The 24166-nt window shown below is 71.8% G+C and carries 19 protein-coding genes; 10 read left to right on the top strand and 9 right to left on the bottom strand.

All coding sequences use genetic code 11. The features are described from left to right. Window positions 1-404 precede the first annotated feature (404 nt). On the top strand, window positions 405-854 hold the full coding sequence (locus tag ACWCQS_RS30730; protein ID WP_451007480.1) for a PTS sugar transporter subunit IIA: 450 nt from the start codon (window positions 405-407) through the stop codon (window positions 852-854). 78 nt (window positions 855-932) lie between these two features. Then, window positions 933-2603: a phosphoenolpyruvate--protein phosphotransferase gene (gene ptsP, locus ACWCQS_RS30735; RefSeq protein ID WP_451007481.1), complete on the top strand. Its 1671-nt coding sequence runs from the start codon at window positions 933-935 to the stop codon at window positions 2601-2603. Between the two features lie 130 nt (window positions 2604-2733). On the opposite strand, the gene ACWCQS_RS30740 is transcribed toward ptsP, so the two are convergent. Beyond that, window positions 2734-3627, bottom strand: a complete 894-nt coding sequence (locus ACWCQS_RS30740) for a hypothetical protein (RefSeq protein WP_451007482.1) — start codon at window positions 3625-3627, stop codon at window positions 2734-2736. A 96-nt stretch (window positions 3628-3723) separates the two neighbouring features. Then, the gene (locus tag ACWCQS_RS30745) at window positions 3724-5163 is read right to left on the bottom strand and encodes an amidase (protein ID WP_451007483.1); all 1440 of its coding nucleotides are present in this window, start codon (window positions 5161-5163) and stop codon (window positions 3724-3726) included. A 96-nt stretch (window positions 5164-5259) separates the two neighbouring features. Between ACWCQS_RS30745 and ACWCQS_RS30750 the strand changes: the two genes are divergently transcribed. Then, window positions 5260-6111: a helix-turn-helix domain-containing protein gene (locus ACWCQS_RS30750; RefSeq protein ID WP_451007484.1), complete on the top strand. Its 852-nt coding sequence runs from the start codon at window positions 5260-5262 to the stop codon at window positions 6109-6111. Window positions 6112-6330: 219 nt separating this feature from the next. Here ACWCQS_RS30750 and ACWCQS_RS30755 read toward each other — a convergent pair whose 3' ends face one another. Then, the gene (locus ACWCQS_RS30755; RefSeq protein WP_451007485.1) at window positions 6331-8307 is read right to left on the bottom strand and encodes an acetoacetate--CoA ligase; all 1977 of its coding nucleotides are present in this window, start codon (window positions 8305-8307) and stop codon (window positions 6331-6333) included. Window positions 8308-8522: 215 nt separating this feature from the next. On the opposite strand from ACWCQS_RS30755, the gene ACWCQS_RS30760 reads away from it, so the two are divergent. Beyond that, complete coding sequence (locus ACWCQS_RS30760; RefSeq protein WP_451007486.1) at window positions 8523-10883, top strand: glycoside hydrolase family 31 protein; 2361 nt, start codon at window positions 8523-8525, stop codon at window positions 10881-10883. A 10-nt stretch (window positions 10884-10893) separates the two neighbouring features. Here the strand turns inward: ACWCQS_RS30760 and ACWCQS_RS30765 are convergent, their stop codons facing one another. Beyond that, window positions 10894-11427, bottom strand: coding sequence for an NUDIX domain-containing protein (locus ACWCQS_RS30765; RefSeq protein ID WP_451007487.1), 534 nt, complete (start codon window positions 11425-11427; stop codon window positions 10894-10896). Window positions 11428-11473: 46 nt separating this feature from the next. Beyond that, window positions 11474-12283 carry a M15 family metallopeptidase gene (locus ACWCQS_RS30770; RefSeq protein ID WP_451007488.1) on the bottom strand — a complete coding sequence of 270 codons (810 nt, stop codon included), beginning with the start codon at window positions 12281-12283 and terminating at the stop codon, window positions 11474-11476. Window positions 12284-12381: 98 nt separating this feature from the next. On the opposite strand from ACWCQS_RS30770, the gene ACWCQS_RS30775 reads away from it, so the two are divergent. The 5 genes from ACWCQS_RS30775 (at window position 12382) to glpK (ending at window position 18517) form a co-directional block, all read left to right on the top strand. After that, a complete protein-coding gene (locus ACWCQS_RS30775) occupies window positions 12382-12807 on the top strand; it encodes a Zn-ribbon domain-containing OB-fold protein (protein ID WP_451007624.1) in 426 nt (141 codons plus the stop codon). Next, window positions 12804-13994 carry a lipid-transfer protein gene (locus ACWCQS_RS30780; RefSeq protein ID WP_451007489.1) on the top strand — a complete coding sequence of 397 codons (1191 nt, stop codon included), beginning with the start codon at window positions 12804-12806 and terminating at the stop codon, window positions 13992-13994. Before ACWCQS_RS30775 ends, ACWCQS_RS30780 begins: the two co-directional genes overlap by 4 nt. Before the next feature lie 156 nt (window positions 13995-14150). Further along, complete coding sequence (locus tag ACWCQS_RS30785) at window positions 14151-15800, top strand: EAL domain-containing protein (RefSeq protein ID WP_451007490.1); 1650 nt, start codon at window positions 14151-14153, stop codon at window positions 15798-15800. Window positions 15801-16180: 380 nt separating this feature from the next. After that, entirely contained in the window at window positions 16181-16930 is a 750-nt protein-coding gene (locus ACWCQS_RS30790; RefSeq protein ID WP_451007491.1) for an MIP/aquaporin family protein, read from the top strand. 66 nt (window positions 16931-16996) lie between these two features. Then, complete coding sequence (glpK, locus tag ACWCQS_RS30795; protein WP_451007492.1) at window positions 16997-18517, top strand: glycerol kinase GlpK; 1521 nt, start codon at window positions 16997-16999, stop codon at window positions 18515-18517. Window positions 18518-18686: 169 nt separating this feature from the next. Here the strand turns inward: glpK and ACWCQS_RS30800 are convergent, their stop codons facing one another. The 4 genes from ACWCQS_RS30800 to ACWCQS_RS30815 are packed head-to-tail and all read right to left on the bottom strand — an operon-like array spanning window position 18687 to window position 23190. Next, window positions 18687-19292: a GTP-binding protein gene (locus ACWCQS_RS30800; protein ID WP_450983252.1), complete on the bottom strand. Its 606-nt coding sequence runs from the start codon at window positions 19290-19292 to the stop codon at window positions 18687-18689. A gap of 38 nt (window positions 19293-19330) precedes the next feature. Beyond that, window positions 19331-19726 carry a DUF742 domain-containing protein gene (locus ACWCQS_RS30805; RefSeq protein ID WP_451007493.1) on the bottom strand — a complete coding sequence of 132 codons (396 nt, stop codon included), beginning with the start codon at window positions 19724-19726 and terminating at the stop codon, window positions 19331-19333. A 9-nt stretch (window positions 19727-19735) separates the two neighbouring features. Beyond that, a complete protein-coding gene (locus ACWCQS_RS30810) occupies window positions 19736-20170 on the bottom strand; it encodes a roadblock/LC7 domain-containing protein (RefSeq protein WP_450983250.1) in 435 nt (144 codons plus the stop codon). Next, complete coding sequence (locus tag ACWCQS_RS30815; protein WP_451007494.1) at window positions 20167-23190, bottom strand: nitrate- and nitrite sensing domain-containing protein; 3024 nt, start codon at window positions 23188-23190, stop codon at window positions 20167-20169. Before ACWCQS_RS30815 ends, ACWCQS_RS30810 begins: the two co-directional genes overlap by 4 nt. A 419-nt stretch (window positions 23191-23609) precedes the next feature. Between ACWCQS_RS30815 and ACWCQS_RS30820 the strand changes: the two genes are divergently transcribed. Next, on the top strand, window positions 23610-24140 hold the full coding sequence (locus tag ACWCQS_RS30820; protein WP_451007495.1) for a hypothetical protein: 531 nt from the start codon (window positions 23610-23612) through the stop codon (window positions 24138-24140). Window positions 24141-24166: the final 26 nt, after the last annotated feature.

A 24166-nucleotide genomic window follows, 5' to 3' on the forward strand; every position in this document is an offset into this window, starting at 1 on the left:
TGATTTTTGGCACGCTGTTGAGTTCTCAAGGAACGGTCGCTTCCTTTGTACTCACCCTCTCGGGCTTTCCTCCGGGCGCTTCCCTTCGGTGTTTCAAACTCTACCAGGCTTTTTCCGTCTCTCTGACCACCCCTCTGCGGACATGCAGAAGCGGATCCAGAGATAGGATCTGACGAGTTTGGGTTCTGCTGAGTGGGCGCTCTTGCGGCGCTCCGCCCCAAGCAGGAGTACGACTGTACACGGAGTCTCGAAGGCGGTGCAAATCCATGGAGCTGGTGGTCTAGACCACTAACTGGTAGCTTCTATACGGAACCACCAGTTCATCTGACATACGCTGCTGCCAGCGCCGTCCGGCACAGGCAGTGACGGCCCGTAAGCAAGCTCCACTCCTTGGGAGGCTTCCCATGACCACCGTGACGTCCCCGCTCGCTGGACGGGCCATCGGACTGGCCGAAGTGCCGGATCCGGTTTTCTCCGGGGCCATGGTCGGCCCGGGCACCGCCATCGACCCCGTGCGTGAGCCGTCCGAGGCCGTGGCGCCCGTGGACGGCGTCATCGTCTCCCTGCACCCGCACGCCTTCGTCGTGGTGGACAAGAGTGGGCACGGCGTGCTCACCCACCTCGGCATCGACACGGTGCAGCTCAACGGCGAGGGTTTCGAGGTGCTCGTCAACAAGGGCGACACGGTGACGCGCGGCCAGGCCGTCGTGCGCTGGAACCCCTCCGCGGTCGAGGCCGCCGGCAAGTCCCCGGTGTGCCCCGTCGTCGCCCTCGAAGCCACCGCCGAGTCTCTCTCCGACGTCCGTGACAGCGGAGACGTGAAGGCCGGCGACAGTCTCTTCGCCTGGAACTGACGGCAGTGCCGTCGTCGGACGGCGATCAGGACAACCACCGCGGCGGCGGGACCCGCCGCACTATCGGAGACGGGTGAGATGGAGACAACGCTGCGAGGCGTCGGCGTGAGCCATGGCGTGGCGATCGGCGAGGTTCGGCACATGGGTACGGCGGTGCTGGAGCCGCCGGCCAAGCAGATCCCCGCGCAGGAGGCCGAGCGTGAGCAGGGGCGCGCCCGCCAGGCCGTGGACGCCGTGGCCGCCGATCTGATGGCGCGCGGCAATCTGGCCGGGGGCGAGGCCCAGGCCGTGCTCGAGGCGCAGGCCATGATGGCGCAGGACCCCGAGCTGATGGCGGACGTGGACCGGCGGATCGCCGTCGGCAGCACGGCCGAGCGTGCGGTGTACGACGCGTTCGCCGCGTACCGGGAGCTGCTGGCCGGTGCCGGTGAGTACCTCGCCGGCCGCGTGGCCGACCTCGACGATGTGCGGAATCGTATCGTCGCCCGGCTGCTGGGCGTTCCGATGCCGGGTGTCCCGGACAGCGACCAGCCCTATGTGCTCGTGGCGCGGGATCTTGCTCCCGCCGACACCGCGCTGCTGGATCCCTCCCTGGTGCTCGGTTTCGTGACCGAGGAGGGCGGGCCGACCAGCCACAGCGCAATCCTGGCGCGGGCGCTGGGTGTGCCGGCGGTCGTGGCGCTGCCGGGTGCCGGTGAGCTGACCGAGGGCACGGTGATCGCCGTGGACGGCAGCACCGGCGACATCTTCGTGAACCCGAGCGAGGCGAAGAAGGCGGAGCTGGAGGCCGCGGCCGCCGAGCGCAAGGCCGCGCTGTCCGCCTCGACCGGGCCGGGTGCGACCGCGGACGGGCACAAGGTGCCGCTGCTCGCCAATGTGGGCGGTCCGGCGGACGTGCCTGCCGCTGTGGAGGCCGGGGCCGAGGGCGTCGGTCTGTTCCGTACCGAGTTCCTGTTCCTGGACGACAGCAAGAACGCTCCTTCCGAGGCGAAGCAGGTGGAGGCCTACCGGCAGGTGCTGGAGGCGTTCCCCGAGGGTCGTGTGGTCGTGCGGGTGCTGGACGCGGGTGCGGACAAACCGCTGGACTTCCTGACCCCGGCCGACGAGCCGAACCCGGCGCTGGGCGTGCGGGGTCTGCGCACGCTGCTGGACCACCCCGAGATCCTGCGCACGCAGCTGACCGCGCTGGCGAAGGCCGCCGAGGGGCTGCCGGTCTATCTCGAGGTCATGGCGCCCATGGTGGCGGACCGTGCGGACGCGAAGGCGTTCGCGAACGCCTGCCGTGAGGCGGGGCTGCAGGCGAAGTTCGGCGCGATGGTGGAGATCCCGTCGGCCGCGCTGCGGGCGCGTTCGATCCTGCAGGAGGTCGAGTTCCTGTCGCTGGGAACCAACGACCTCGCGCAGTACACGTTCGCGGCCGACCGGCAGGTGGGCGCGGTGTCCCGGCTTCAGGACCCGTGGCAGCCGGCGCTGCTGGACCTGGTCGCACTGTCCGCGGAGGCGGCCAGGGCCGAGGGCAAGAGCTGTGGTGTGTGCGGTGAGGCCGCGTCCGACCCGCTGCTGGCCTGTGTGCTGACCGGTCTGGGTGTCACCTCCCTGTCCATGGGTGCGGCGTCGATTCCCTATGTCCGGGCGACGCTGGCGAAGTACACGCTGGCGCAGTGCGAGCGGGCCGCGGCGGCCGCGCGTGCCGCGGACAGCGCCGAGGAAGCGCGCAGCGCGGCGCAGGCAGTGCTGTCCGGCGAGTAGCCGTACCGGCGGCGCGTCGCGTGTGCCGGGTGCAGGGGCGTCCCGCCTTCGGGTGGGGCGCCCCTGGTGCGCTCGGCATGCGTTCGGCGTGCTGTCGGCGCGGTCGGCGGGGACCGGCGCGCCGGTTCGGTCAGTGCCGGTGGCCGGGTGCCGTGTTCTCGTCCCCGAGGTCGGGGGGCTCGCAGTAGTCGACGTCGGGTTCCGGGGCGATGAGGTCGCCGGATTCGATGTCGGTGCAGTAGGCGTCGAACACTTCGGAGGCGGTGAGTGGTTCGAGGCCGCCGGAGCGCAGTCGCCAGCCGTAGACGCGGTCGGGCGTGTCCGGGGCGCTGGTGCGCAGGACGAGTCCGCCGGGGCTTCGGGTGGCGAGGCCGAGTGCGAGGACGCTGGTGAATTCCAGGGCCTCGGCCTCGTCGAGGCGGATGCCGCCGTCGTCGTCCTGGTCGCCGTGCAGGACGGAGACGAGGGTCTCCGGAGATCCGGAGACGCTGCAGACGAGGTGCCGATCGCGGGGCGGTGCGGTGTCGAGGATGCGGACCAGGAGGTCGGAGGCGCGGGTGAAGGCCGCCCTGCCGATGTCCTCGCCGCAGGTGGGGCAGGGTCCGAGGCGGGACAGCAGGGTGGTGGCGTACTCCCATGTCGCCTGACGTACGGCTTCGTCGACGAGGGCGGGTACGAGTGTGGCGAGGGGTTGGCCGTCGTAGGGGATGGTGGGGCCGGTGGCCGCCAGTTCGGCGGTGAAGCGGGTCCGGGTGGTCGGGGCTTCCGGGTCGAGGCCGGTTTCCGCGCAGTAGGCGGCGTAGTCCTCGGGGTCGAACAGGGCGAGTGTGGTGTGGGTGCCCTGGGCTGCGCGGGCTTTGAGAACGGCCTCGACCTGCTTCAGGTAGGTCGCGTGGTCGTCGAAGGTGAAGCTGCGGTAGCGCCGCATGGCGCTGAAGTCGTGTTCGTCGGTGAGCAGGCCGATGGTGCCGGCGATCTCTCGGCGCAGGACGCGTCGCATGGTCTGGTGGTCGGTGTGCACCATGTTTCCCCCAATGTGCGTGGTCGATCAATGCTCACTCACCGTAACCGGCGGCACTGACAACGGGACCTCTGGTCTGCCTTGGGAAGGGCCTCGTGCTCAGCTGACGGGCGGCCGGCGATCGGCCCACGGGTGTGCGAGTTCGAGGGTGCGAGACGCCTGGATCAGGAGGTCCTCCCGCCATGGCGCAGCGACGATCTGGACGCCGACGGGCAGGCCGGTGGTGTCGTCGTGGTGGAGAGGGACCGAGATCGCCGGTTGGCCTGTCACGTTGAACACCGACGTGAACACCCCCATCGGATAGCTGTTCCGCAGCGCCGTCAGGGGATCGTCGTCGCTGCCTGCCCGCCAGGCACCGACGAGCGGCGGGAGGCACGCCATCATGGGCGTGACCAGGAGGTCGAAGCGGGCGAGGAAGCCTTCGACGATGCGCCGCGACAACTGTTGGGTCTTCCTCACCCCTTCCGCGTAGGACCACGAGTCGATCGATCGTGCCGCGTCACGCAGGGCACGGTTGTGGGGCTCGATGCGGTCCGGGTCCGCGAGTGCGATCCCGGCAGCGCCGACGTTCCAGATGGTCGTGAACGCCGCCACCAGCTCGTCGGTCGGGGGCAGCGGAAGGCGCGTGTCGACGACGTGGTGACCGGCCGATTCGAGCGTCCGTAGAGTGACGGCGACGGCTTCGGCACACGCCGGGTGCACGCCTGTCCCGTCGATCGGAGAGTCGGTGAGCGCACCGATCCGCAGCCCGGTCGGCAGGTCCGTCTCCAGCGCGGTGGCCAAGGACCTGTGCGGGGTCCGGGGTGACCACCACGCGGCCGGGTCGTGGCGCGCGAGCACATCGAGGGCGGCCGCGGTGTCCGCCACCGTGCGGGTGAGTACGCCGCTGGTGCCGAGGCCTTCCACGCTGACGGTCGCGTTGGTGACCAGGCCGCGGGTGGGTTTGAGCCCGACGAGGCCGTTGCACGACGCGGGGATGCGGATCGACCCGCCGCCGTCCTCGGCGTGGGCGATGGGCGCCATACCGGCGGCGACGGCAGCGCCCGCTCCGCTCGACGACCCGCCCGGCGTGCGATCGGGGTTCCACGGGTTGCGCGAGATGCCCAGGGCTTCGCTCTCGGTGAAGGGCAGGGCACCGAACTCGGAGGTGGTGGTCTTGCCGAGCAGGATGAACCCCGCGTCCACGAACCGTTGCACGACCGGGTCCGATGCTGCGGCCGGCGCCTGCGCGGCGCCGGCGGACCCATGGGTGGTGGGCCATCCGGCCACGTCGAGCAGGTCCTTGATCGGCAGCGGGACGCCATGGAACGGCGGGAGGTCTTCGGTCGACGGGGTCCGCGCCACCGCGTCGGACGCGGCAGCCGCGGCTTTGCGGACGTCGTCGTCGGCCCGGTGGCAGAAGGCGTTCAGCCGGGGGTCGAGCTCGTCCATCCGCTCGAGACAGCGCTCCGCCACCTCGACCGGGCTCACCTCCTTTCGGCGTATGGCTGCGGCGAGTTCGACGGCCGGCGTGAACGGGTCGATCGGCGAGTGCGTCACGAGCGGTCCTTTCTGGTCCGCGGTGCTTGCAGGAGCCGTCAGTGTCGTCGCGTCGGCGACATCGCGTCTTGGATGAATGTCGCGTAGCTTGACGCCATGCGATCCGCCGAGTCGGCTCATGACGCCGCAACGGTGTGGGACATCGCCACCCCGTCGCGGCCCGGCCTGCTGCCGGGGGCCAGCATGGCCGGATTCCGGGCTCGTACCACGGACTTCGTCGACCTGGGCGTTGTCCCGTATCCGGCTGTCACGGTGGCCATCGACCTGGGCGACGGGCCGCTCGCCGTCGATGACATCAGCGGCTGCCGGCAGAACGGCAGTGTCGTCGTCGGACTCGTGCCCAGCGGCGTTCGAGGGCGCGGCCGTGACATCGAGTGCCTGCAGGTGCGGCTGTCACCGGTGGTGGCGCACGCGGTGCTGGGCGTCTCTTCGGAGTTGGGCGGGATGGTGGTCTCGCTCGATGACCTCTGGGGCCGCGACGCTGCGCGCACCCATGAGCAACTGCGCGCTGCCCGGTCATGGGACGACCGGTTCGCGATCGTGGGGGCCGCGCTGTTACGACGACACGAGGTTGGCCGGGCGGTCGATCCTGAGGTCGCCTTCGTGTGGGGGCAGATGGTCACGAACCTGGGAGGGGTTCGGGTCGAGCCGCTTGCAGCCGAGGTCGGCTGGAGCCGTAAGCGTCTGTGGTCCCGGTTCCGCGCCCAGATCGGTCTCAGCCCCAAGCGCGCCGCTCAGCTTGTCCGTTTCGACCACGCGGCCCACCGCCTGGCCGCGGGTCACAGCGCCGCACAGGTGGCGGCGGAGATCGGCTACGCCGACCAGTCCCACCTTCATCGGGATGTCCTGGCCTTCGCGGGTGTGACGCCCAGGGCCGTTGCGGTTGCGCCATGGCTTGCGGTCGACGACGTCGCGTGGGCCGCCCCCGAATACCTGTCCACGCCTTGACGCGACGGTCTGCACGCGGTGCGGCGTCGACGCTCCGGCGTTCCCGGCGGTGACCGGCGCCGCCGGCCGGGCCCGCGCCTCGCTGCCGGCCAGGCGGCAGGGACGAAACGCGATGGTTGCGTGGGCGGATCAGGGCCGGCGGCTGGAGCCTGCCGACGCCGCGCGGCCGGCCTCGGACGTCACCGCCGTGCCGGGCAGGTCCGAGGCCGCCTACGGGGGTCAGGCGCGCTTGCGGGCGAGTTCCTCGTAGAAGCCGAGCAGGGAGAGGTTGTCGATGGAGCCCGGGTTGACCGCCTTCTCCAGGGGCGTGCCCTGCAACAGGCGCTTGACGGGGACCTCGATGCGCTTGCCGGTCAGGGTGTGCGGGACGCCCGGTACCTCGATGATCTCGTCGGGTACGTGGCGCGGCGACAGCTGTTCGCGGATGGTCTGCCTGATGCGGTTCAGCAGTGCCTCGTCGAGGACGACGCCGGGCGCGAGGTGCACGAACAGCGGCATCCAGTAGCCTCCGTCGGGCTGCTCGATGCCGATGACGAGGGACTCCCTGATCTCGGGCAGGCGCTCGACGACCTCGTAGATGTCGGCCGAGCCCATGCGCACGCCCTGCCGGTTGAGGGTGGAGTCGGAGCGGCCGTGGATGATCACGGTGCCGCGTGAGGTGACGGTGATCCAGTCGCCGTGCCGCCAGACGCCGGGGTAGGTGTCGAAGTAGCTGTCGTGGTAGCGGCTGCCGTCGGGGTCGTTCCAGAAGCGGATCGGCATGGAGGGCATCGGGTTGGTGACGACCAGCTCGCCGACCTCGTCGATGACGGGCTTGCCGCTGGGGTCCCAGGCCTGCAGATCGGTGCCGAGGCCGGGCGCCTGGAGTTCGCCGGTGTACACCGGGAGGGTCGGTACGCCGCCGGCGAAGCAGGAGCAGACGTCGGTGCCGCCGCTGACGGAGGCGATCCACAGGTCGGCCCCGCTCTCCGCGAACTCGTCGTGCAGCCAGCGGAAGCCGTCCGGCGGCAGCGGCGAGCCAGTGGTGGCGACGCACTTCACCTTGGAGAGGTCGTGGTCGCGCGCGGGGTGGACGCCGGCCTTGCGGCAGGCCATGACGTAGGCGGCGGAGGTGCCGTAGAGGGTGGCCCCGGTGCGTTCGGCGACCCGCCACTGGGCGCCCGTGTCCGGGTAGCCGGGACTTCCGTCGTACAGGACGATCGTCGTGCCCGTGAGCAGGCCGGAGACGAGGAAGTTCCACATCATCCAGCCGGTCGAGGTGTACCAGAAGAAGCGGTCCTCGGGGCCGAGGTCGCAGTGCAGGCCGAGCTGCTTGAGGTGCTCGACCAGGATGCCGCCCTGGGACTGGACGATGGCCTTGGGCAGGCCGGTGGTGCCGGAGGAGTACAGCACCCACAGCGGGTGGTCGAAGGGGACCTGCTCGAAGTCGGGCTCGGTGTCCCCGGCCGTCAGCGCCGCCCATTCCAGGGCGCCCTCGGGGGCCGCGGTGCCGAGCAGCGGGATGTGGACGACGGCGCGCACGGTGGGCAGCTCGCGGCGCAGTTCGGCGACGATCTCGCGGCGGTCGTGCTCCTTGCCGCCGTAGCGGTAGCCGTCGACCGTGAACAGGACGACGGGTTCGACCTGCTGGAAGCGGTCGAGGACGCTGCGGGCGCCGAAGTCGGGGGCGCAGGAGGTCCAGACGGCGCCGACGGCGGCCGTGGCGAGCAGGGCGACGACGGCCTCGGGGATGTTGGGCAGGTAGCCGCTGACGCGGTCGCCGGGGCGGACCCCGAGGGCGCGGAGTTCGGCGGCGAGGGAGCCGACCTGGCGGCGCAGCTCGGACCAGGTCACCGGGCGCGGTTCGTGGGTCTCGTCGACGCGCAGGAGGGCGGGTGCGTCCGGGCGGTCGGCCGCGGCGCGCAGGGCGTGCTCGGCGTAGTTGAGGGTGGCTCCGGGGAACCACTGGGCGCCGGGCATGGCGCGGTCGCCGAGCACGCGCGCGTAGGGCGTCGAGAAGCGGACGCCGAACCACTCCGTGACGGCCTTCCAGAAGGTGTCCAGCTGGTCGACGGACCACTGGTGGAGGGCGGGGTAGCCGCCTTCGGCCGGGGCACCGTGGTGCTCGGCGGCCCATGCCTGGAACTGGGTGATGCGTGCCTGGGCGATCCGCTCGGGATCGGGCTGCCAGAGCGGCTGGGGGTTCGCGGTCGTCATGGGGGCGGCTCCCGGGCTGTGCGCGTCGTGTGCGTCGGTCCGCGCACGGGCTGGGGTGTGCGCGTGACGCGGCTGACAGGGACGATGCCATGTGATCGACTTCTGCACCAGGGTGTACCCCACATAGTCGGCGTCGTGAAGATGTGGTCCTGGCACGGGTGAACGGCAGTTGAACGACACGCGCGTGTGGGGTGCTCAGTGGCAGGGTGAGCAGCATGGACGGTCGTGACCTGGTGCGTTCGGTGAGTGTGGTGGGCTCGGGGAGGGCGGCTCGGGGGTTGCGTACCGTACGGGCGGCGTGGCGCAGGCGGCAGATCGACGCCGCCGGGTTGCCGCGGCGGGGTGCCGAGCGGGCGCGGGTTCCGGGGCAGGTGGAGAGCGTGGAGCCGGGGCCGGGTGGCGGACTGATCCGGTTCGGCCGGTCCGAGCTGCGGATCACCGTGGCGGTGAACGGGGCGGTGTTCTGGGGATGGGACGGGGCGGGTCCGCAGCCGTCGTACGCGCTGGCGGGGGGCTGTCCGGAGCCGGATCCGCGCGCGGTGCTGGAGCCGGACAAGGACGGTGGCTGGCGGGTCGTGGCCGAGCGGGTGACGGTCACCGTCTCGCGGCGCGGCGCGGTGGAGGTGTGTACGCCGGGTGGCGTGACCCTGCGGCGGGATCTGCCGCCGCGCTGGTGGGAGCCGGTCGGCGGGGGCACGGCGCGCTGGATGCAGCGGTCGGAGGTGGCGGCGGACGCGCGCTTCTTCGGTCTGGGCGGCCGGTCGTCCGGGCCCCGGCTGCGGGACGGCACGTACCGGCTGTGGAACACCGACCCCGGCCGGGCGTTCGGCCCCGGCGACGATCCCCTGTACGTGACCATGCCGGTGCAGCTGGTGGTGGCCGACGCCGGCACGCATCTGGTGTTCCACGACACCACGTGGGACGGCACGGTCGTGCTGCGCGAGGGCGAGGAGGGCGCCGGGTCCGGGCACGACCGGGCGGGGCGCTGCGAGCTGCGGATGGACGGCGGGCCGCTGCGCTGCTGGGTGATGGTGGGCGCCCCCGCGCGCGTGCTGCACACCTGGGCCTCGCTGACCGGGGCGCCCGCGCTGCCGCCGGCGTGGGCGCTCGGCCATCAGCACGCGCGGTGGGGCTTCGGCAGCCAGCAGGAGGTGCGCCGGATCGTCGCCGGTTACCAGGAGCGCGGGCTGCCGCTGGACGCCGTGCACCTGGACATCGACCACTACGACGACCACCAGGTGTTCACGGTCGACCGGAAGCGGTTCCCGAAGCTGCCGCAGCTCGCCGAGGAGCTGCGCCGGGACGGGATCCGGCTGGTGTCGATCGTCGACCCGGCCGTCAAGGCGGCGCCGGGCAACGCCGTGTACGACAGCGGTTCGGCCGTGGACGCGTTCGTGCGGGACGCCTCCGGGCGGACGGTGCGCGGTGTGGTGTGGGCCGGGGAGTCGGTCTATCCGGACTTCACGCACGCGCGCGTGCGCAAGTGGTGGGGCGGACTCTACGAGGAGCGCCTCGGGCAGGGCTTCGCCGGGTTCTGGCACGACATGAACGAGCCGACGTCGTTCAACGCCTTCGGGGAGCTCACCCTGCCGCGGTCGGCCCGGCACGCCCTGGAGGGACGCGGGGGCGACCACCGGGAGGCGCACAACGTGTACGCGCTCTGCATGGCCCGGGCGGGCTACGAGGGGCTGCGCGAGCTGTCGCCCGGGGAGCGGCCCTTCCTGTTCTCCCGGTCGGGCTGGGCGGGGATGCAGCGGTACGGGGGCACCTGGTCCGGGGACGTGGCGACCGGCTGGCCCGGGCTGCGGGCCTCGCTGTCGCTGGTGCTGGGGCTCGGTCTGTGCGGGGTGCCGTACTCAGGTCCGGACGTGGGCGGTTTCGACGGCAGTCCGTCGCCGGAGCTGTATCTGAGGTGGTTCCAGCTCGGCGCGTATCTGCCACTGTTCCGCACCCATGCAAGTCTGCGGGCGGGGCGTCGGGAGCCCTGGGAGTTCGGCGCCGAGGTGCTGGAGCACGCGCGCGTGGCGCTGCTCGAACGGCGGCGGCTGCTGCCGTACTTCATGACGCTGGCGCATCTGGCGCGGCGCACCGGCGCCCCCTTTGTGCGGCCGCTGTGGTGGGGGGCGCCGGAGGACCGGGCGCTGCGCGACTGCGAGGACACGTTTCTGCTCGGGGATGCTCTGCTGGTGGCTCCGGTGCTGGATCCGGGTGCCGACCGGCGTGCGGTGCAGCTGCCGAGGGGCCGCTGGTACGACACCGCGACGGAGGCGGCGTACGAGGGTCCGGCGCAGGTGCTCGTCGACGCGCCGCTGTCGCGGATACCGGTGTTCGCGCGCGCGGGTGCGGTCGTCCCCGTGCGCGGCGTGGACGACCGGGTCGAGCTGGAGGTGTGGGCACCCGCGCGTGGCCGCACGGGAGGCGGTCTGGTCGTGCCGGACGCGGGCGGCGGGTGGGACGAGCCGGAGATCGAACGCTACGTCGCCCGGAGGCAGGGCCCTCGGGTGGTGGTCACCCGGGAGCGGGAGGGCGGTTCCGCCGAGCCCCCCTACCCGGTGCGGGTGCGGGGGCTCGGCTGAGCCGCGTCGCTCAGTACCGGCCCTCGAACCAGGCCCGTACGGCCACGGTGTGCAGCGGGAACGCGAGTTCCTCGGGCCTGCGCAACAGCTGCCAGCCCTCGGTCTCGTCCGTGGGGGCGGCCGGCGGGAGCCCTTCCACGGGACGCTCCGGGAGGAGTCCGAACAGCAGCAGGTGACCGTCGGGCGAGCTCATGGCGTCCACGAGCCGCACGTCCCGGGCGGCCGCGTCGATGCCGGTCTCCTCCTTGAGCTCGCGTACGACGGCCTGCCTCCAGTCCTCCCGGTCGTCGATGTAGCCGCCGGGCAGTGCCGTGCCCCCGCGCGCGGGGGCGACGGTCCGGGTGATGACGACCAGGGCCGTGCCCTTGGTGTCGTACACGGGCTGGAGCGCGATCGCCACCGGCAGCGGATTGCGGTAGGCGACGGTCCCGCAGGACGGGCAGGTGCGCGGCCAGCCGGAAACGCCCTCTCCGTAGGGCGCTCCGCAACTCGAACAGTGCGAGTCCGGTGCGAAGTTGTCAGTTGAGTGCTGAGTTTCGGACACGCGCGGACTGTATCCGATCAGAGGAGGGACATCTTCCGGAGGTTGCTCACTGGCCGCCGACGAGCGAACTGGAGGACACGGGGAAGTCGAAATAGGTGTCCGGATAGGGCTCGGGCTTGTACGTGTAGTGCCACCACTCCTCGGCGAGGTTCACGAATCCGAGGCCCTCGAGGGTGTTCTTGAGCAGCAGGCGGTTGGCGCGCTGTTCGCCCTGGATGCGCGGGTCAAGTGTGTGCGCGAGGGTGTCGAAGCAGTCGAATCCGGTGCCCATGTCGACGGAGTTGTCGGGGAAACGCTCGTCCTTGGGCGCGAAGCAGGGCACCAGCGGCTGTCCGGGATGGTAGGGCCGGGTCGGCCTGGCGGGGAGCTTCACGATGGTGAGATCCATGGTCGAGCCGCGGCTGTGGCCGGATTTCTCGGCGATGTAGCCGTCCGCGAACAGTCGGGTCTTGTCGACGTTCGGGTAGAACTCGCCCTTCATCGCCTGGTCGCCGAGGTCCTTGGCCCAGCGCACGAAGTGGTTCACGGCCCGCTGCGGCCGGTAGCAGTCGTAGACCTTGAGGGTATAGCCCTTGCGCAGCAGGGTGAGCTGCGCCCTGTGGAGGGCTTCGGCGGCGGGGCGGGTGAGGATGCACATCGGCTGCTGGTAGCCGTCGATGCGCTCGCCGACGAAGTTGTGCGGGGTGAAGTAGCGCATCTCCTGGATGATCGTCGGATCCACGGTTCTCAGGGCCACGAAGTCCTTCGGTGCCTTGGGCTCCGTCGTCGCCCCGGCGGTGGCGGGGGCGGTGGTCACGGCCAGCAGGGCGGCGAGAGCGGTGACCAGCCCGCGTACTGCACTGGTGAGTCGTGTCATGTCTCCTGCACTGCCCAATTCCGGATGCCCGTGACACACTTCTGACGTTCCGTCAGATATCTCGGCAGGGAGGGACGATGTCCCGCACACGTACGCCCGTGGTCGACGGATGGTTCGTCGGCACAGGTGACGATTTCAGGCTTCTCGGCACCCGTTGCACGGCATGCGCCTCGGTGTTCTTTCCCCGCGAGGACTCCCACTGCCGAAATCCCGGGTGTCCCGGCGGAGATCTCGAGGAGGCGCCGCTGTCGCGACGGGGGCGCGTCTGGTCGTACACGGACAGCCGGTACCGACCGCCGTCACCCTATGTGAGCAATCCGGAACTTCCGTGGGTGCCGTACGCGTTGATCGCGGTGGAGCTGGCAGCCGAGCGGATCGTGGTGCTGGGACAGGCGGCTCCCGGCGTCACCGTCGCCGATCTGACGGTGGGCATGGAGGTGGAGGTCGTCCCCGGAGTGCTCCACGAGGACGTGGAGACGACCTGGGCGACCTGGCACTGGCGGCCGACGGGGGTGAGGGCGTGACGACGGACGTGGCGGTGCTCGGCGCGGGCATGCACCCGTGGGGCAAGTGGGGCCGCTCCTTCGTGGAGTACGGGACGGCGGCGGCCCGCGCGGCGCTCGCGGACGCCGGTGTCGACTGGCGCGAGGTCGGCTCGGTCGTCGGCGCCGACACGGTGCGGGGCGGGTATCCCGGGTATGTGGCGGGAGCGACCTTCGCCAGGGCCCTGGGCTGGCAGGGGGCCAGGGTCGCCAGTGTGTACGCGGCGTGCGCTTCCGGGGCGCAGGCGATCGCCACGGCCCGGGCACAGATACTCGCCGGGCTCGCGGACGTCGTCCTCGTGGTGGGGGCGGACGCGGCGCCCAAGGGCTTCTTCCGGCCGGCGGGCGGCGACCGGCCGGACGATCCGGACTGGCTTCGCTTCCGGGTCCTGGGAGCGACCAATCCGGCGTACTTCGGGCTGTACGCGCGGCGGCGTATCGCGGTGCACGGAGACACACCGGAGGACTTCGCCCTGGTCAAGGTGAAGAACGCTGCGATGGGCGCGCTCAACCCGTACGCGCGCTACCGCAAGCGGGTCACCGCCGAGGAGGTCGCCGCGTCCGCGGTGGTCGCCGATCCGCTGCGGCTGCTCGACATCTGTGCCACCTCCGACGGCGGGGCCGCCCTGGTGCTCTGCAGCCTGGAGTTCGCGCACCGGCACGGGGTGACCCGGCCGGTGCGGATCCGGGCGGTGTCGACGGTGACCCCGTGCTTTCCGAACACGGTGCTGGACCTGCCGGACATCGCCACGGACTCCACCGTGGCGGTGGGCGCCCCCGAGGAGACCTTCCGGGCTTCCATCGCCCGGGCCGCCTACGAGGAGGCCGGCGTCGGCCCCGGCGACCTTTCCCTGGCCGAGGTCTATGACCTGTCCACCGCGCTGGAGCTGCAGTGGTACGAGGACCTGGGGCTGTGCGGCGAGGGCGAGGGCGCGAAACTCCTGCGGGAGGGCGCGACGGCCCCGGACGGCCGCATACCCGTCAACGCCAGTGGCGGGCTCGCCTCGTTCGGGGAGGCGGTGCCCGCCCAGGCCATCGCCCAGGTCTGCGAGCTGACCTGGCAGTTGAGAGGCTCGGCGGGCGACCGGCAGATCGCCGGGGCGCGCGTGGGGATCTCCGCCAACCAGGGGCTGTTCGGGCACGGATCGTCGGTGATCGCGGTGAGGTGACGGCGCGGGCGGTCACGGTGGGGCGATGGGTCGGGCAGGCGGCGTACGACACCAGAGGCCACAGAGGTTTTCCACGCTGTGTGATCACCCCGGAATCCTGCGTGAACGTCTCATGAACTGCGCCTGGGCGCACGCGGGCAGCGCCATCATGCTCCCGTGCACTCCTGGACGGATACTCTCCGCTTCGCCTTCCAGCCAGTGGTCAACCTGAGGACGGGCGCGGTCACCGCACTGGAGACACTCGCCCGCCCGGAGACCGGTGACATCCTGGCCGAGGCCCGCCGAGACCCCGAACTCGACGGCAAACTGACGGTGTTGGCTCTCCGCGCCGCGACACACAAGGAAACCCTGCTGCCGCTGCACCTGAACGTCTTCGCGGCCACCCTCGCCGACCTCGGCGGCCTCACGCCGCTGCACGACGCCGTGCGCGCGGCAGGGCGCCTGCCCTGGGAGGTGACGCTGGACGTGGTCCCGCCCTACACGCATGTGCCGCAACGGGCCCTGCTGGAGGCGGTGTCCGCGCTGCGCGAGCAGGGCTTCCGGATCAGCGCGGACGGCATCGGGGACGGCGACGTACCGCTCCGGCTGCTCACCGACCTCTCCCCCGACCTGGTCAAACTCGACGCCTCGCTGCTGTCCCGGCCGGCCGCGGTGCGGGCCATGCGGACCCTGTGCGAGGAACTGGGTGCCCTGGTCGCGGTGGAGGGCGTGGAGACCGAATTGCAGTACGCGGCGGCGTTGGCGGCCGGGGCGCAGCTGGGCCAGGGCGAGTTGTTCGCGCCCCCGGCCCGGATCCCCGCCGCGGACGTATACGTTCCGCCCCGCTCCCCCGGCACCGTAGGTGTGCCCCGGTCCGGGCCGTCGGTGCGGGAGTTCGTGCGCCCGGCCGCCGTACTGCCGGTGACCGCCTCGGCGGGGCAGGTGCGGGCGCTGCTGACCGGATCGCCGGACGTGTCCGGTGTGCTGCTGGTGGACCAGGCCGGCCGGCCCGTACGCTCGGTGCACCGCTCACGCTTCCTGCTGTCGATGTCCGCCCGCTACGGGCACGCGCTGTACGCCGACCGGCCGGCCTTCAAGCTGGGGGACGCGCCCCGCACGGTCGGCGTCGACGCCACCGCCTGGGAGGTGCTGGACGTCGTCGCGATCGGCGGCCGGGACCGGACCTCCGACGATGTGGGGGTGGTCGACCGGTACGGCCGGTGCGTGGGCGTGGTGCGGCTCGCGGACCTGGTGCGGGCCCTGGCCGAGAGCCGGGTCGAGGAGGCCGCCGGGCTCAATCCGCTGACCCGGCTGCCCGGTTCGGACGCGATCACCAGCGAGGTGGACCGGTGGATCGCGGACGGCCGGACCTTCGCGCTCAGCTGGCTGGACATCGACCATTTCAAGCAGGTCAACGACGGTGCCGGCTTCGCCATGGGCGACGAGCTGATCCGGTCGGTCGGGCGCGCGCTGCAGCAGGCGGCCTCGGGGCACGCGCGCGTGGGGCACATCGGCGGGGACGACTTCCTGGTGCTGGCCGAGGAGGCGGCGCTCGACCCGCTGGTCACGGCCGTGCTCGACACGCCCTGGTCGGCGGGAGACCGGCCGGTCACGCTCTCCCTCGCGACCGTGGTGTGCGCGCCGGGAACCGTGGGCGACCACCGGCAGGCCGCGGCCCAGCTCGCTCCGCTGAAGCGGGCGGCCAAGGCGCTGCGCGGCGCGAGCTGGGTGCTCGGACGGGCCGGACTGCCCGGTCACGAGGTCCGGCGCGGCACCGGGGTGGCACCGGCGCCGGCCGGGTACGCCACCGTCGAGCCAGGCCGGTGAACATCCGTCCCGACTGGGTCCGTTGCGGCCCGGCGGCGGTGACCTGGGCGTCGAGTGCGTCGCGGGCACCGTCGCCGCCGGGCCGCAGTGCGAGTCGCCGTCACCGTCGCTGTCGGCAACCTTGACGCCCCCGGGGCGCCGGTGAACACTTCCCGGTGTCAGCCGACATCGCCGTACATTCTCGCGTTATCAGGCGCGCTGCGCCACGGGTCCGTCCTGCTCCACGGCCCCTCCCTACCTGGCGATACGGCTGCGACGGCACGCTCGTCACAAACGCCGGGCGGGGCGCGGGTCTGCCTGCCTACGGCTGAGACGCCAACGGAACGTTCCTGCACGGAGGCCGGGGCTCACCGCCCCCTACCGGCGCCAAGGGAGCCGTCATGAGCAACGGAGACATCTTCGTCGGCGAGGTCATCGGCACCGCGATCCTGATCCTCTTCGGTGCCGGAGTCTGCGCCGCCGTCACTCTCAGATACTCCAAGGCGCGGGCCGCGGGCTGGGTCGTCATCGCGTTCGGCTGGGGCTTCGGCGTCCTCGCGGGCGCGTACACCGCCGCTCCCCTCTCCGGCGGCCAGCTCAATCCGGCGGTCACCCTCGGCATCGCCGTCGACACCGGCAAGTGGGGCAAGGTCTGGGTGTATCTGCTGGGCCAGCTCGTCGGCGCGATGCTCGGGGCCGTGCTGGCCTATCTGGTCTACCTCGCCCAGTTCCAGGCCAACATCCGCAAGGAGGGCACGACGGAGGGCACGGCCGACGAACCGGTGCCCACGCTCGGCATCTTCTCGACCATCCCGGAGATCCGGAACCCGGTCGCCAACCTCATCACCGAGATCATCGCGACCATCGCGCTCGTGCTGCCGATCCTCGCGTTCGGGCTGACGAAGGGGCTCGGCGAGTCCGGCACCACTGTGCTGATCGTCTCCCTGCTCGTCGTCGGCATCGGGCTCTCCCTCGGCGGGCCCACCGGCTACGCCATCAACCCGGCCCGCGACCTCGGGCCGCGCATCGTCCACACGTTCCTGCCGATCCCCAACAAGGGCACGTCGGACTGGGGTTACGCCTGGATACCGGTCGTCGGGCCCCTGATCGGCGGGGCACTCGCCGGCGTCATCTACAACGCGGCGTTCTGATCGCCCGTACCTCACTGCGCGATCCGTACGCCACGTTCCGTACACCCAGCGACCCAGGGGACTGCCATGACGGACACCGCCGACACCTATGTCGCCGCCATCGACCAGGGCACCACGTCAAGCCGCTGCATCGTCTTCGACCACAGCGGCGCCATCGTCGCCGTCGACCAGCGCGAGCACCGCCAGATCTTCCCGAAGCCGGGCTGGGTGGAGCACGACGCCACCGAGATCTGGTCCAAGGTGCAGGCCGTGGTGGCCGGGGCACTCGCCAAGGCCGGGCTGCGCGCCGACCAGCTGAGCGCGCTCGGCATCACCAACCAGCGGGAGACGACCGTCCTGTGGGACCGCGCCACGGGCAAACCCGTGCACAACGCGATCGTCTGGCAGGACACCCGCACCGCCGCCCTGTGCAACGAACTGGGCGGCACCGACGGCCAGGACCGCTTCCGTGAGCAGACCGGGCTGCCCCTGGCCAGCTACTTCTCCGGGCCCAAGGCGGCCTGGCTGCTGGACCATGTGCCAGGCCTCAGGGAGCGGGCCGAACGCGGCGAGATCGCCTTCGGGACGATCGACTCCTGGCTGATCTGGAACCTCACCGGCGGTACCGAGGGCGGCCGGCACGTCACCGACGTCACGAACGCCGGCCGCACCATGCTGATGAACCTGGAGACGCTCCAGTGGGATCCCGCCATCCTGTCGGCCATGAACGTGCCCGAGGCGGTGCTGCCCGAGATCAGGTCCTCCGCCGAGGTGTACGGCACGGCGGTCGGGCAGCTCGCCGGGGTGCCGGTGGCCTCCGCGCTGGGCGACCAGCAGGCCGCCGTCTTCGGGCAGGCCTGCTACGACGTGGGCACCGCGAAGAACACCTACGGCACCGGCAGTTTCCTGCTGCTGAACACCGGCACCCGGCCGGTGCCGTCCAAGAGCGGACTGCTGACGACGATGGGCTACAAGATCGGCGGGGAGGCGCCGGTGTACTGCCTGGAGGGGTCCATCGCGATAACGGGCGCACTGGTCCAGTGGTTCCGCGACCAGCTCGGGATCATCAGCACCGCCGACGAGATCGAGACGCTGGCGGCGAGCGTCGAGGACAACGGCGGCGCCTACATCGTGCCCGCGTTCTCGGGCCTGTTCGCGCCCTACTGGCGCTCCGACGCGCGCGGTGTCGTCACCGGCCTCACCCGCTACGTCACGAAGGCCCATCTCGCACGGGCGGTGCTGGAGGCGACGAGCTGGCAGACCCGGGAGGTCGTGGACGCCATGTACCAGGACTCCGGGGTGCGGATCACCACCCTCAAGGTCGACGGCGGCATGACGAAGAACAACCTCCTCATGCAGCACCAGGCGGACGTCCTCGGCGTCCCGGTCAGCCGGCCCCGGGTGTCGGAGACGACCTGCCTGGGCGCCGCCTACGCGGCCGGCCTGGCGACGGGCGTGTGGAGCGACCTGGACGAGCTGAAGTCGCACTGGCAGCAGGACGCGGAGTGGACGCCGGCGATGGAGCCGTCGGTACGCGACCGCGAGTACCGCAACTGGCGCAAGGCCGTGGAGAAGAGCCTCGGCTGGCTGGAGGAGGACGGCGCGTGACGGTGCGCGGCACGCGCGCGTGAGCGTTCATCCCTTGGCACGCGCGCGTGAGGGCTCCTTGTGCGGCACGCCCGCGTGAGGGCTCCTTGTGCGGCACGCGCGCGTGAGGGCTCCTCACCGGACCACGGCCCGTACCCCGGTCGGCGGGGGTACGGGCCGTGCCCGTGGATCAGCCGAGGGCGGCCTGGCGGCGATCGGCCGCGTACTCCATCGCATGCCGGACGACTCCGATGAGTACCTCCTTGACCGATTCCCGCTCCCGCGCGTCACAGTGCAGGACGGGTACGCCGTCGTCCAGGTCGAGGGCCTGCCGGACCGCCTCGGCCGGATAACGGGCCGCTCCCTCGAAGCAGTTGACGCCGACGAGAAAGGGGATGCCACGCCGCTCGAAGTAGTCGACGGCGGCGAAGCAGTCCTCGAGGCGCCGTGTGTCGGCGAGGACGACGGCGCCGAGCGCGCCCTCGGACAGCTCGTCCCACATGAACCAGAACCGTTCCTGCCCGGGAGTGCCGAAAAGGTACAGCACCAGGTCCTCGCGCAGGGTGATACGGCCGAAGTCCATGGCCACGGTGGTGGTGTGCTTGGCCTCCACACCGCTGGTGTCGTCGACCGGGCGGCCGGCCTCGGTGAGCAGTTCCTCGGTGCGCAGCGGCCTGATCTCGCTGACCGCTCCGACGAGGGTGGTCTTGCCCACGCCGAAGCCGCCGGCCACCAGGATCTTGAGCGTGACGGGCTCGACCGGGGGCTTGCCGCGCTCAGAACGCCCGAGGATCATCGGATTCTTCTCCTGCTCGAGAGGTCTTGCCGGACGGGTCACAGCGCCCGGAGGCCGTTGATCACATCGCGCAGAATGCTCTCGTCGGGCAGTTCGGCCGGTGGCACCGGGCGCGTGACATGGACGAGTTCCGCATGCACCAGGTCGCCGATGAGTACCCGCACCACGCCGATCGGCAGGTCGAGGCCGGCGGCGAGTTCGGCGACCGACTGCGGTTCGCCGCGGCAGAGCCCGACGATCTCCACGTGCTCGGGCGACAGCGCCGGATCCGTTTCCGGGTCGCCCGCGCCGGATTCCGTGACGACCACCGCGATCAGATCGAGCCGGTGCTGGGCCGGACTCGTGGTACGGCCGCGTGTCATGGCGTACGGACGGACGACCGGTCCGGCCTCGTCGTCGAACCAGTGGTTTCTTACCTGACCGTCTGCGCTCATGTCATCCCACTACCCGCCTGCGGGCAGATCGGTGCGCGGGGCGGTGCCCAGATGCACGCCGACCCGCTTGACCAGGAGCGTCATCTCGTAGGCGACCTGTCCGACGTCGGAGTCGGCGTCGGACAGGACGGCGAGGCAGCTGCCGTCCCCGGCGGCGGTGACGAACAGGAAGGCGTCGTCCAGCTCGACCACCGTCTGCCGGACGCCGCCCGCGTCGAAGTGACGGCCCACGCCCTTGGCGAGGCTGTGGAAGCCGGACGCGACGGCGGCCAGATGCTCGCCGTCCTCCCTGGTCAGATCCTTGGACACCCCAGTCGGGAGCCCGTCGCCGGACAGGACGACGGCCTTGCGGATGCTGGCGACCCGGTCGACCAGGTCGTCCAGAAGCCAGTTCAGCCCCCCGTTGTCGGTCGCCGTGTGGCCGGTCGCCTTCGGTGCGGTCATCGACCGTCCCCCTTAGTCGTTCCTTGTGCTGTGCCGGTCTGGTCTCCGTCGCCCCCTGCGTTCTCCTCCCGGCCGCGCTGCCAGCCGCGCTGAAGCGAGGCCATACGGCTGCGGACCTCCTCGGCGTCGCGGTCGGCGGGCTGCGCCGCGCGCTCGGCGCGCGGGGCGGTGTCCTGCTTGAGCTGCGGGGCGAGGCTGGCCTGACGTATGCGCCGGGGCAAGGGCCCGGTGGCCGGCTCGTCGCCCGACGCTTCGGCGGGCTGTCCGGGCGTGTGGCCGCTGGGGCCACCGGGACGGGACTCCTCACCGGCGTGCTCGCCCGGGTCGACGCGCTCGACCGGTCCGGCGCCGGACCGGCCCGTGGCGCCCGGGCCGTCGGCGGCGGGGGGCTCGGACGGCCGGGTGCGCCGGGGCAGAGCCGGGACGTCTGGCGCCCTGTCGATGTCGGCGGCGGAGGGCTCGGACGGCCGGGTGCGCCGGGGCAGAGCCGGGACGTCGGGCGCCGTGCCGGCGCCATCGGCGGAGGCCGCACCGGGTTGCTGGACTCGGTCGGTGAGTTCGGCGGGGGCCGCGTCGCGCTCCTGGAACCCGTCCCTGAGTTCGGCGGGAGCCACATCGTGCTCCTGGAACCCGCCCCGGCGGGAGGACGTGGTGCGCCGGCGGGAGGGCAGCGGGGCCGGTCCGCCCGTCTCGGGGCGACGGGACGAGACGGAGGGCAGCTGGTCGGGTTCGTCGCGGCGGGGGCGCTGGCCGGTGACGGGCCTGCCGTGCGAGCTGACCAGTTTGGGAGTCTGACGCCGCGGTAGCGGTACGGGACCGCGGTCGTCGGTCTCGTCGCGTGACGCGCGGTCGGCGAACGGGGACGACGCCTCGTCGCCGGCGCGGGTGCGACGGGGCCGGAACAGTCCTCCGCGCTCGCTGTCCTCGTCCCCCAGGACGCCGGGGAAGTCGTCGATGGCGTCGAGATCCACCGGCGCCCCCAGTTCGACCGGGCCGTCCAGCAGTGAGGTGGGCACGCCGGGCAGCTGCGCCGGTGCCGCGGACCGTCCGGCGCCGCGGCCCGCCTGCCCGATCCCCTTCGCCGGGCGGTCCCGGTCGAGGCGGAAGCCGAGGCCGTTGGTGTCCGGTACGTCGTCGCTGAGCAGTGCGTCCGGGATGAAGACGACCGCGGTGGTGCCGCCGTAGGGCGACGGCTGGAGCGAGACCCGTACGTTCTGCCGCTGGGCGAGGCGGCTGACCACGAACAGGCCGAGCCGGTCGGTGTCGGACAGTTCGAACTCGGGGGTCTCGGCGAGGCGCAGGTTGGCGTCCAGCAGCGCCTCGGCCGTCATGCCGAGACCCCGGTCGTGGATCTCCAGCGTGAAGCCGTTGGCCACCCGCTCGCCGAGGACCTGGACCGCGGTGTGCGGGGGCGAGAAGACCGTGGCGTTCTCCAGGAGTTCGGCCGCGAGGTGGGTCAGGTCGGCGACTGCCGGGCCGGTGACGGCGATCCGCGGCAGCCGCCGTACCTCGATGCGTTCGTAGTCCTCGACCTCGGCGACGGCGGCACGTACGACGTCCATCAGCTGCACCGGGCGGCGCCACTGCCGGGAGGGGGCGGCGCCGGAGAGGATCACCAGGCCCTCGGCGTGCCGGCGCATACGGGTGGTGAGGTGGTCCAGGCGGAAGAGGTCGGCGAGTTCGTCGGTGTCCTCGGTGCGGCGCTCCATGGTGTCGAGGAGCGTGAGCTGCTTGTGCAGGAGCACCTGGCTGCGGCGGGCGAGGTTGACGAAGACCTCGGAGACTCCGGAGCGCAGTTCGGCCTGTTTGACGGCGGCCTCGACGGCGGCCCGCTGCAGGGTGTTGAGGGCCTGGCCGACCTCGCCCATCTCGTTCTTGTCGTACTCCAGGCGCGGAACCTCGGTCTCGACGTCGACCTGCTCACCCGCGGACAGCCGGCGCATCACGCTGGGCAGCCGCACCCCGGAGGCCTCGTGCGCCTCCAGCCGCAGCTGGCGCAGGTCACGGATGAGGCCGCGGCCGATCCGGACCGACAGGAAGACGGAGAACACGAGCGCGACCAGGCCGAGCAGGCCCGCGACGGCCGCCTGCAGGATAACGCCCATGGCCACCGGGTGGGTACGGTCCTGGAGGCGGTCGCCGACCTGGTCGTCAAGGGTGCCGAGTGCGTCCAGGACGCTCGCCGCCGCGGAGTCCCAGCTCTGCGCGGTGACGCCGCGGGGCGTGCCGGAGTCCGTGCCGATGACGGTCTGTTCGGCCGTGCGCAGCGGGGCGGTGGTGGCGTCCTTCCAGAAGCGTTCGTAGCGTTCGCGGTCGGCGGCCGGCAGCAGCGGCAGGCTGACGTCGTACAGGACGCTGCGCTGGGCGGCGAGGGCGGAGATGTCGCGGGTCTCCTCGCGCGTGAGCCGCCCGACGACGAGGGAGGAGCCGAGCAGGGCGTCCTCGCGGGAGAGCAGTTCACGGGCGCGGCTGACGTTCACCAGCGCGCGTTCCTGCGTGTCCAGATCGACGTCGTCGATGCCTTCGAGGGCGGCGAACAGCGTGAAGCAGGGGTCGACCAGGCGGTTGTAGAGGCCGAAGGCCTGAGCGCGGGTGACCGTGCGCTGCTCGACGTCACGGCGCAGGGAGCCGAGGCCGTCGAAGGCGTCGAGGACGGCGGTGAGGCGTTCGCTGTCGTCCGCGTCCATGTTGTCGACGACGTCGTGGTCGCCGGCGTTCTTGCGGATCGTGGCGATCGCCCGGTCAGTGGCGGCGCGGGTGCGCTGCAGCGCGGACAGGCTGTCGGCGGCTCTCGGATCGGCGAGGTAGACGAGGGTCTGGCGGCGCTCCTGCTGCAGTACGCGGACGGTGTCCTCGGCGGGGAAGCCGATGTCCTGCTTGACGTCCGTCACCTGGAACAGGCGGGCGACCTCGCGCCCGGTGAGTACCGTTGCGAAGCCCCAGATGGCGGTCAGGGACACCAGCGGCACGAGAAGCAGCGCCACGATCTTCCGGCGGATCGACTTCCCGCGAAAGCGCATGGCCTCCCCCAGCTCGACCCCCGCCGGTCGGGGGCGCACATGTCCGTCAACAAACGGCGCGAGCCTACTACCGCCTCACAGTTAACTCGAAGACATGTCCGGAGGACGAACTTCCGCTCCCGCGGCGAGAGATGGCGAGTTGTCCGGGCATTGCGGGAGATTGCCACCGCGATCCCGCCGCCGCGCCCGGCCGGACGGAGATGTCTTGACCGGGCGGTTGGCTGGTTTTCTTCCCCGTCGGGAATCTTCCGGCGAGGTCGTTCGTCCTTCTGTACGGGAAATGGGGGCGGAATGGGCCACAGGTGCCGCATCCCGCATCCCGGCGGCGTAAAACAGCGCAAGCCGGGCAGCCACTGGGGAGCCGGGGTCTTGTGACACCGGGGCGAGCGGTCTGCTGGCGGTGGGGAGTGACACGGGTGATGGGCACGACGGAGTGGCGCGAAGCGCCCGAGAAGAGCGTGGCGGGGCGCTCGGCGGCCCGGCGGGGCCCGGAGGCACCGGATCGCGACATTCCGGCGCAGGGGCGCGCCAGGGAGTCCACCGGCGGACAGCAGCGGTACTCCCGGCCGTTGTGGGTCGAGGAACCCGCCAGACGCCATCCGATGCCGGATCCGGTGCGTACGGCGGCGGTGCGGGCGCTGCTGATCATCGCGGTGACGCTGATCCAGGCGATGGTGGCGTTCCTGTGCACGCTGGCCGAGTCCTGGCTGGCCTTCCCCATGGTGATCAGCAGTGTGGCGAGCACGGTGGTGGCCACCTGGGCCGTGGTCGACGTGTGGGTGACCCGCCAGGTGTGGAACCAGCGGTACGGCGTGGTCTCCGAGCCGAGCAGCACGGCCCGGGCACTCCGCCGCGAGCGGCGCGCCCGCCGGCGCGCGGAGCGCGCGGCCCTGCGCGAGCAGGACCGCATACGCCGCCGGGGCGGCACCGGGCAGCTGTCCCACCTGTGATGCCGCGCCCTTGAGTTCCTCGCGGC

The organism is Streptomyces sp. NPDC002076 (genome assembly GCF_053593835.1).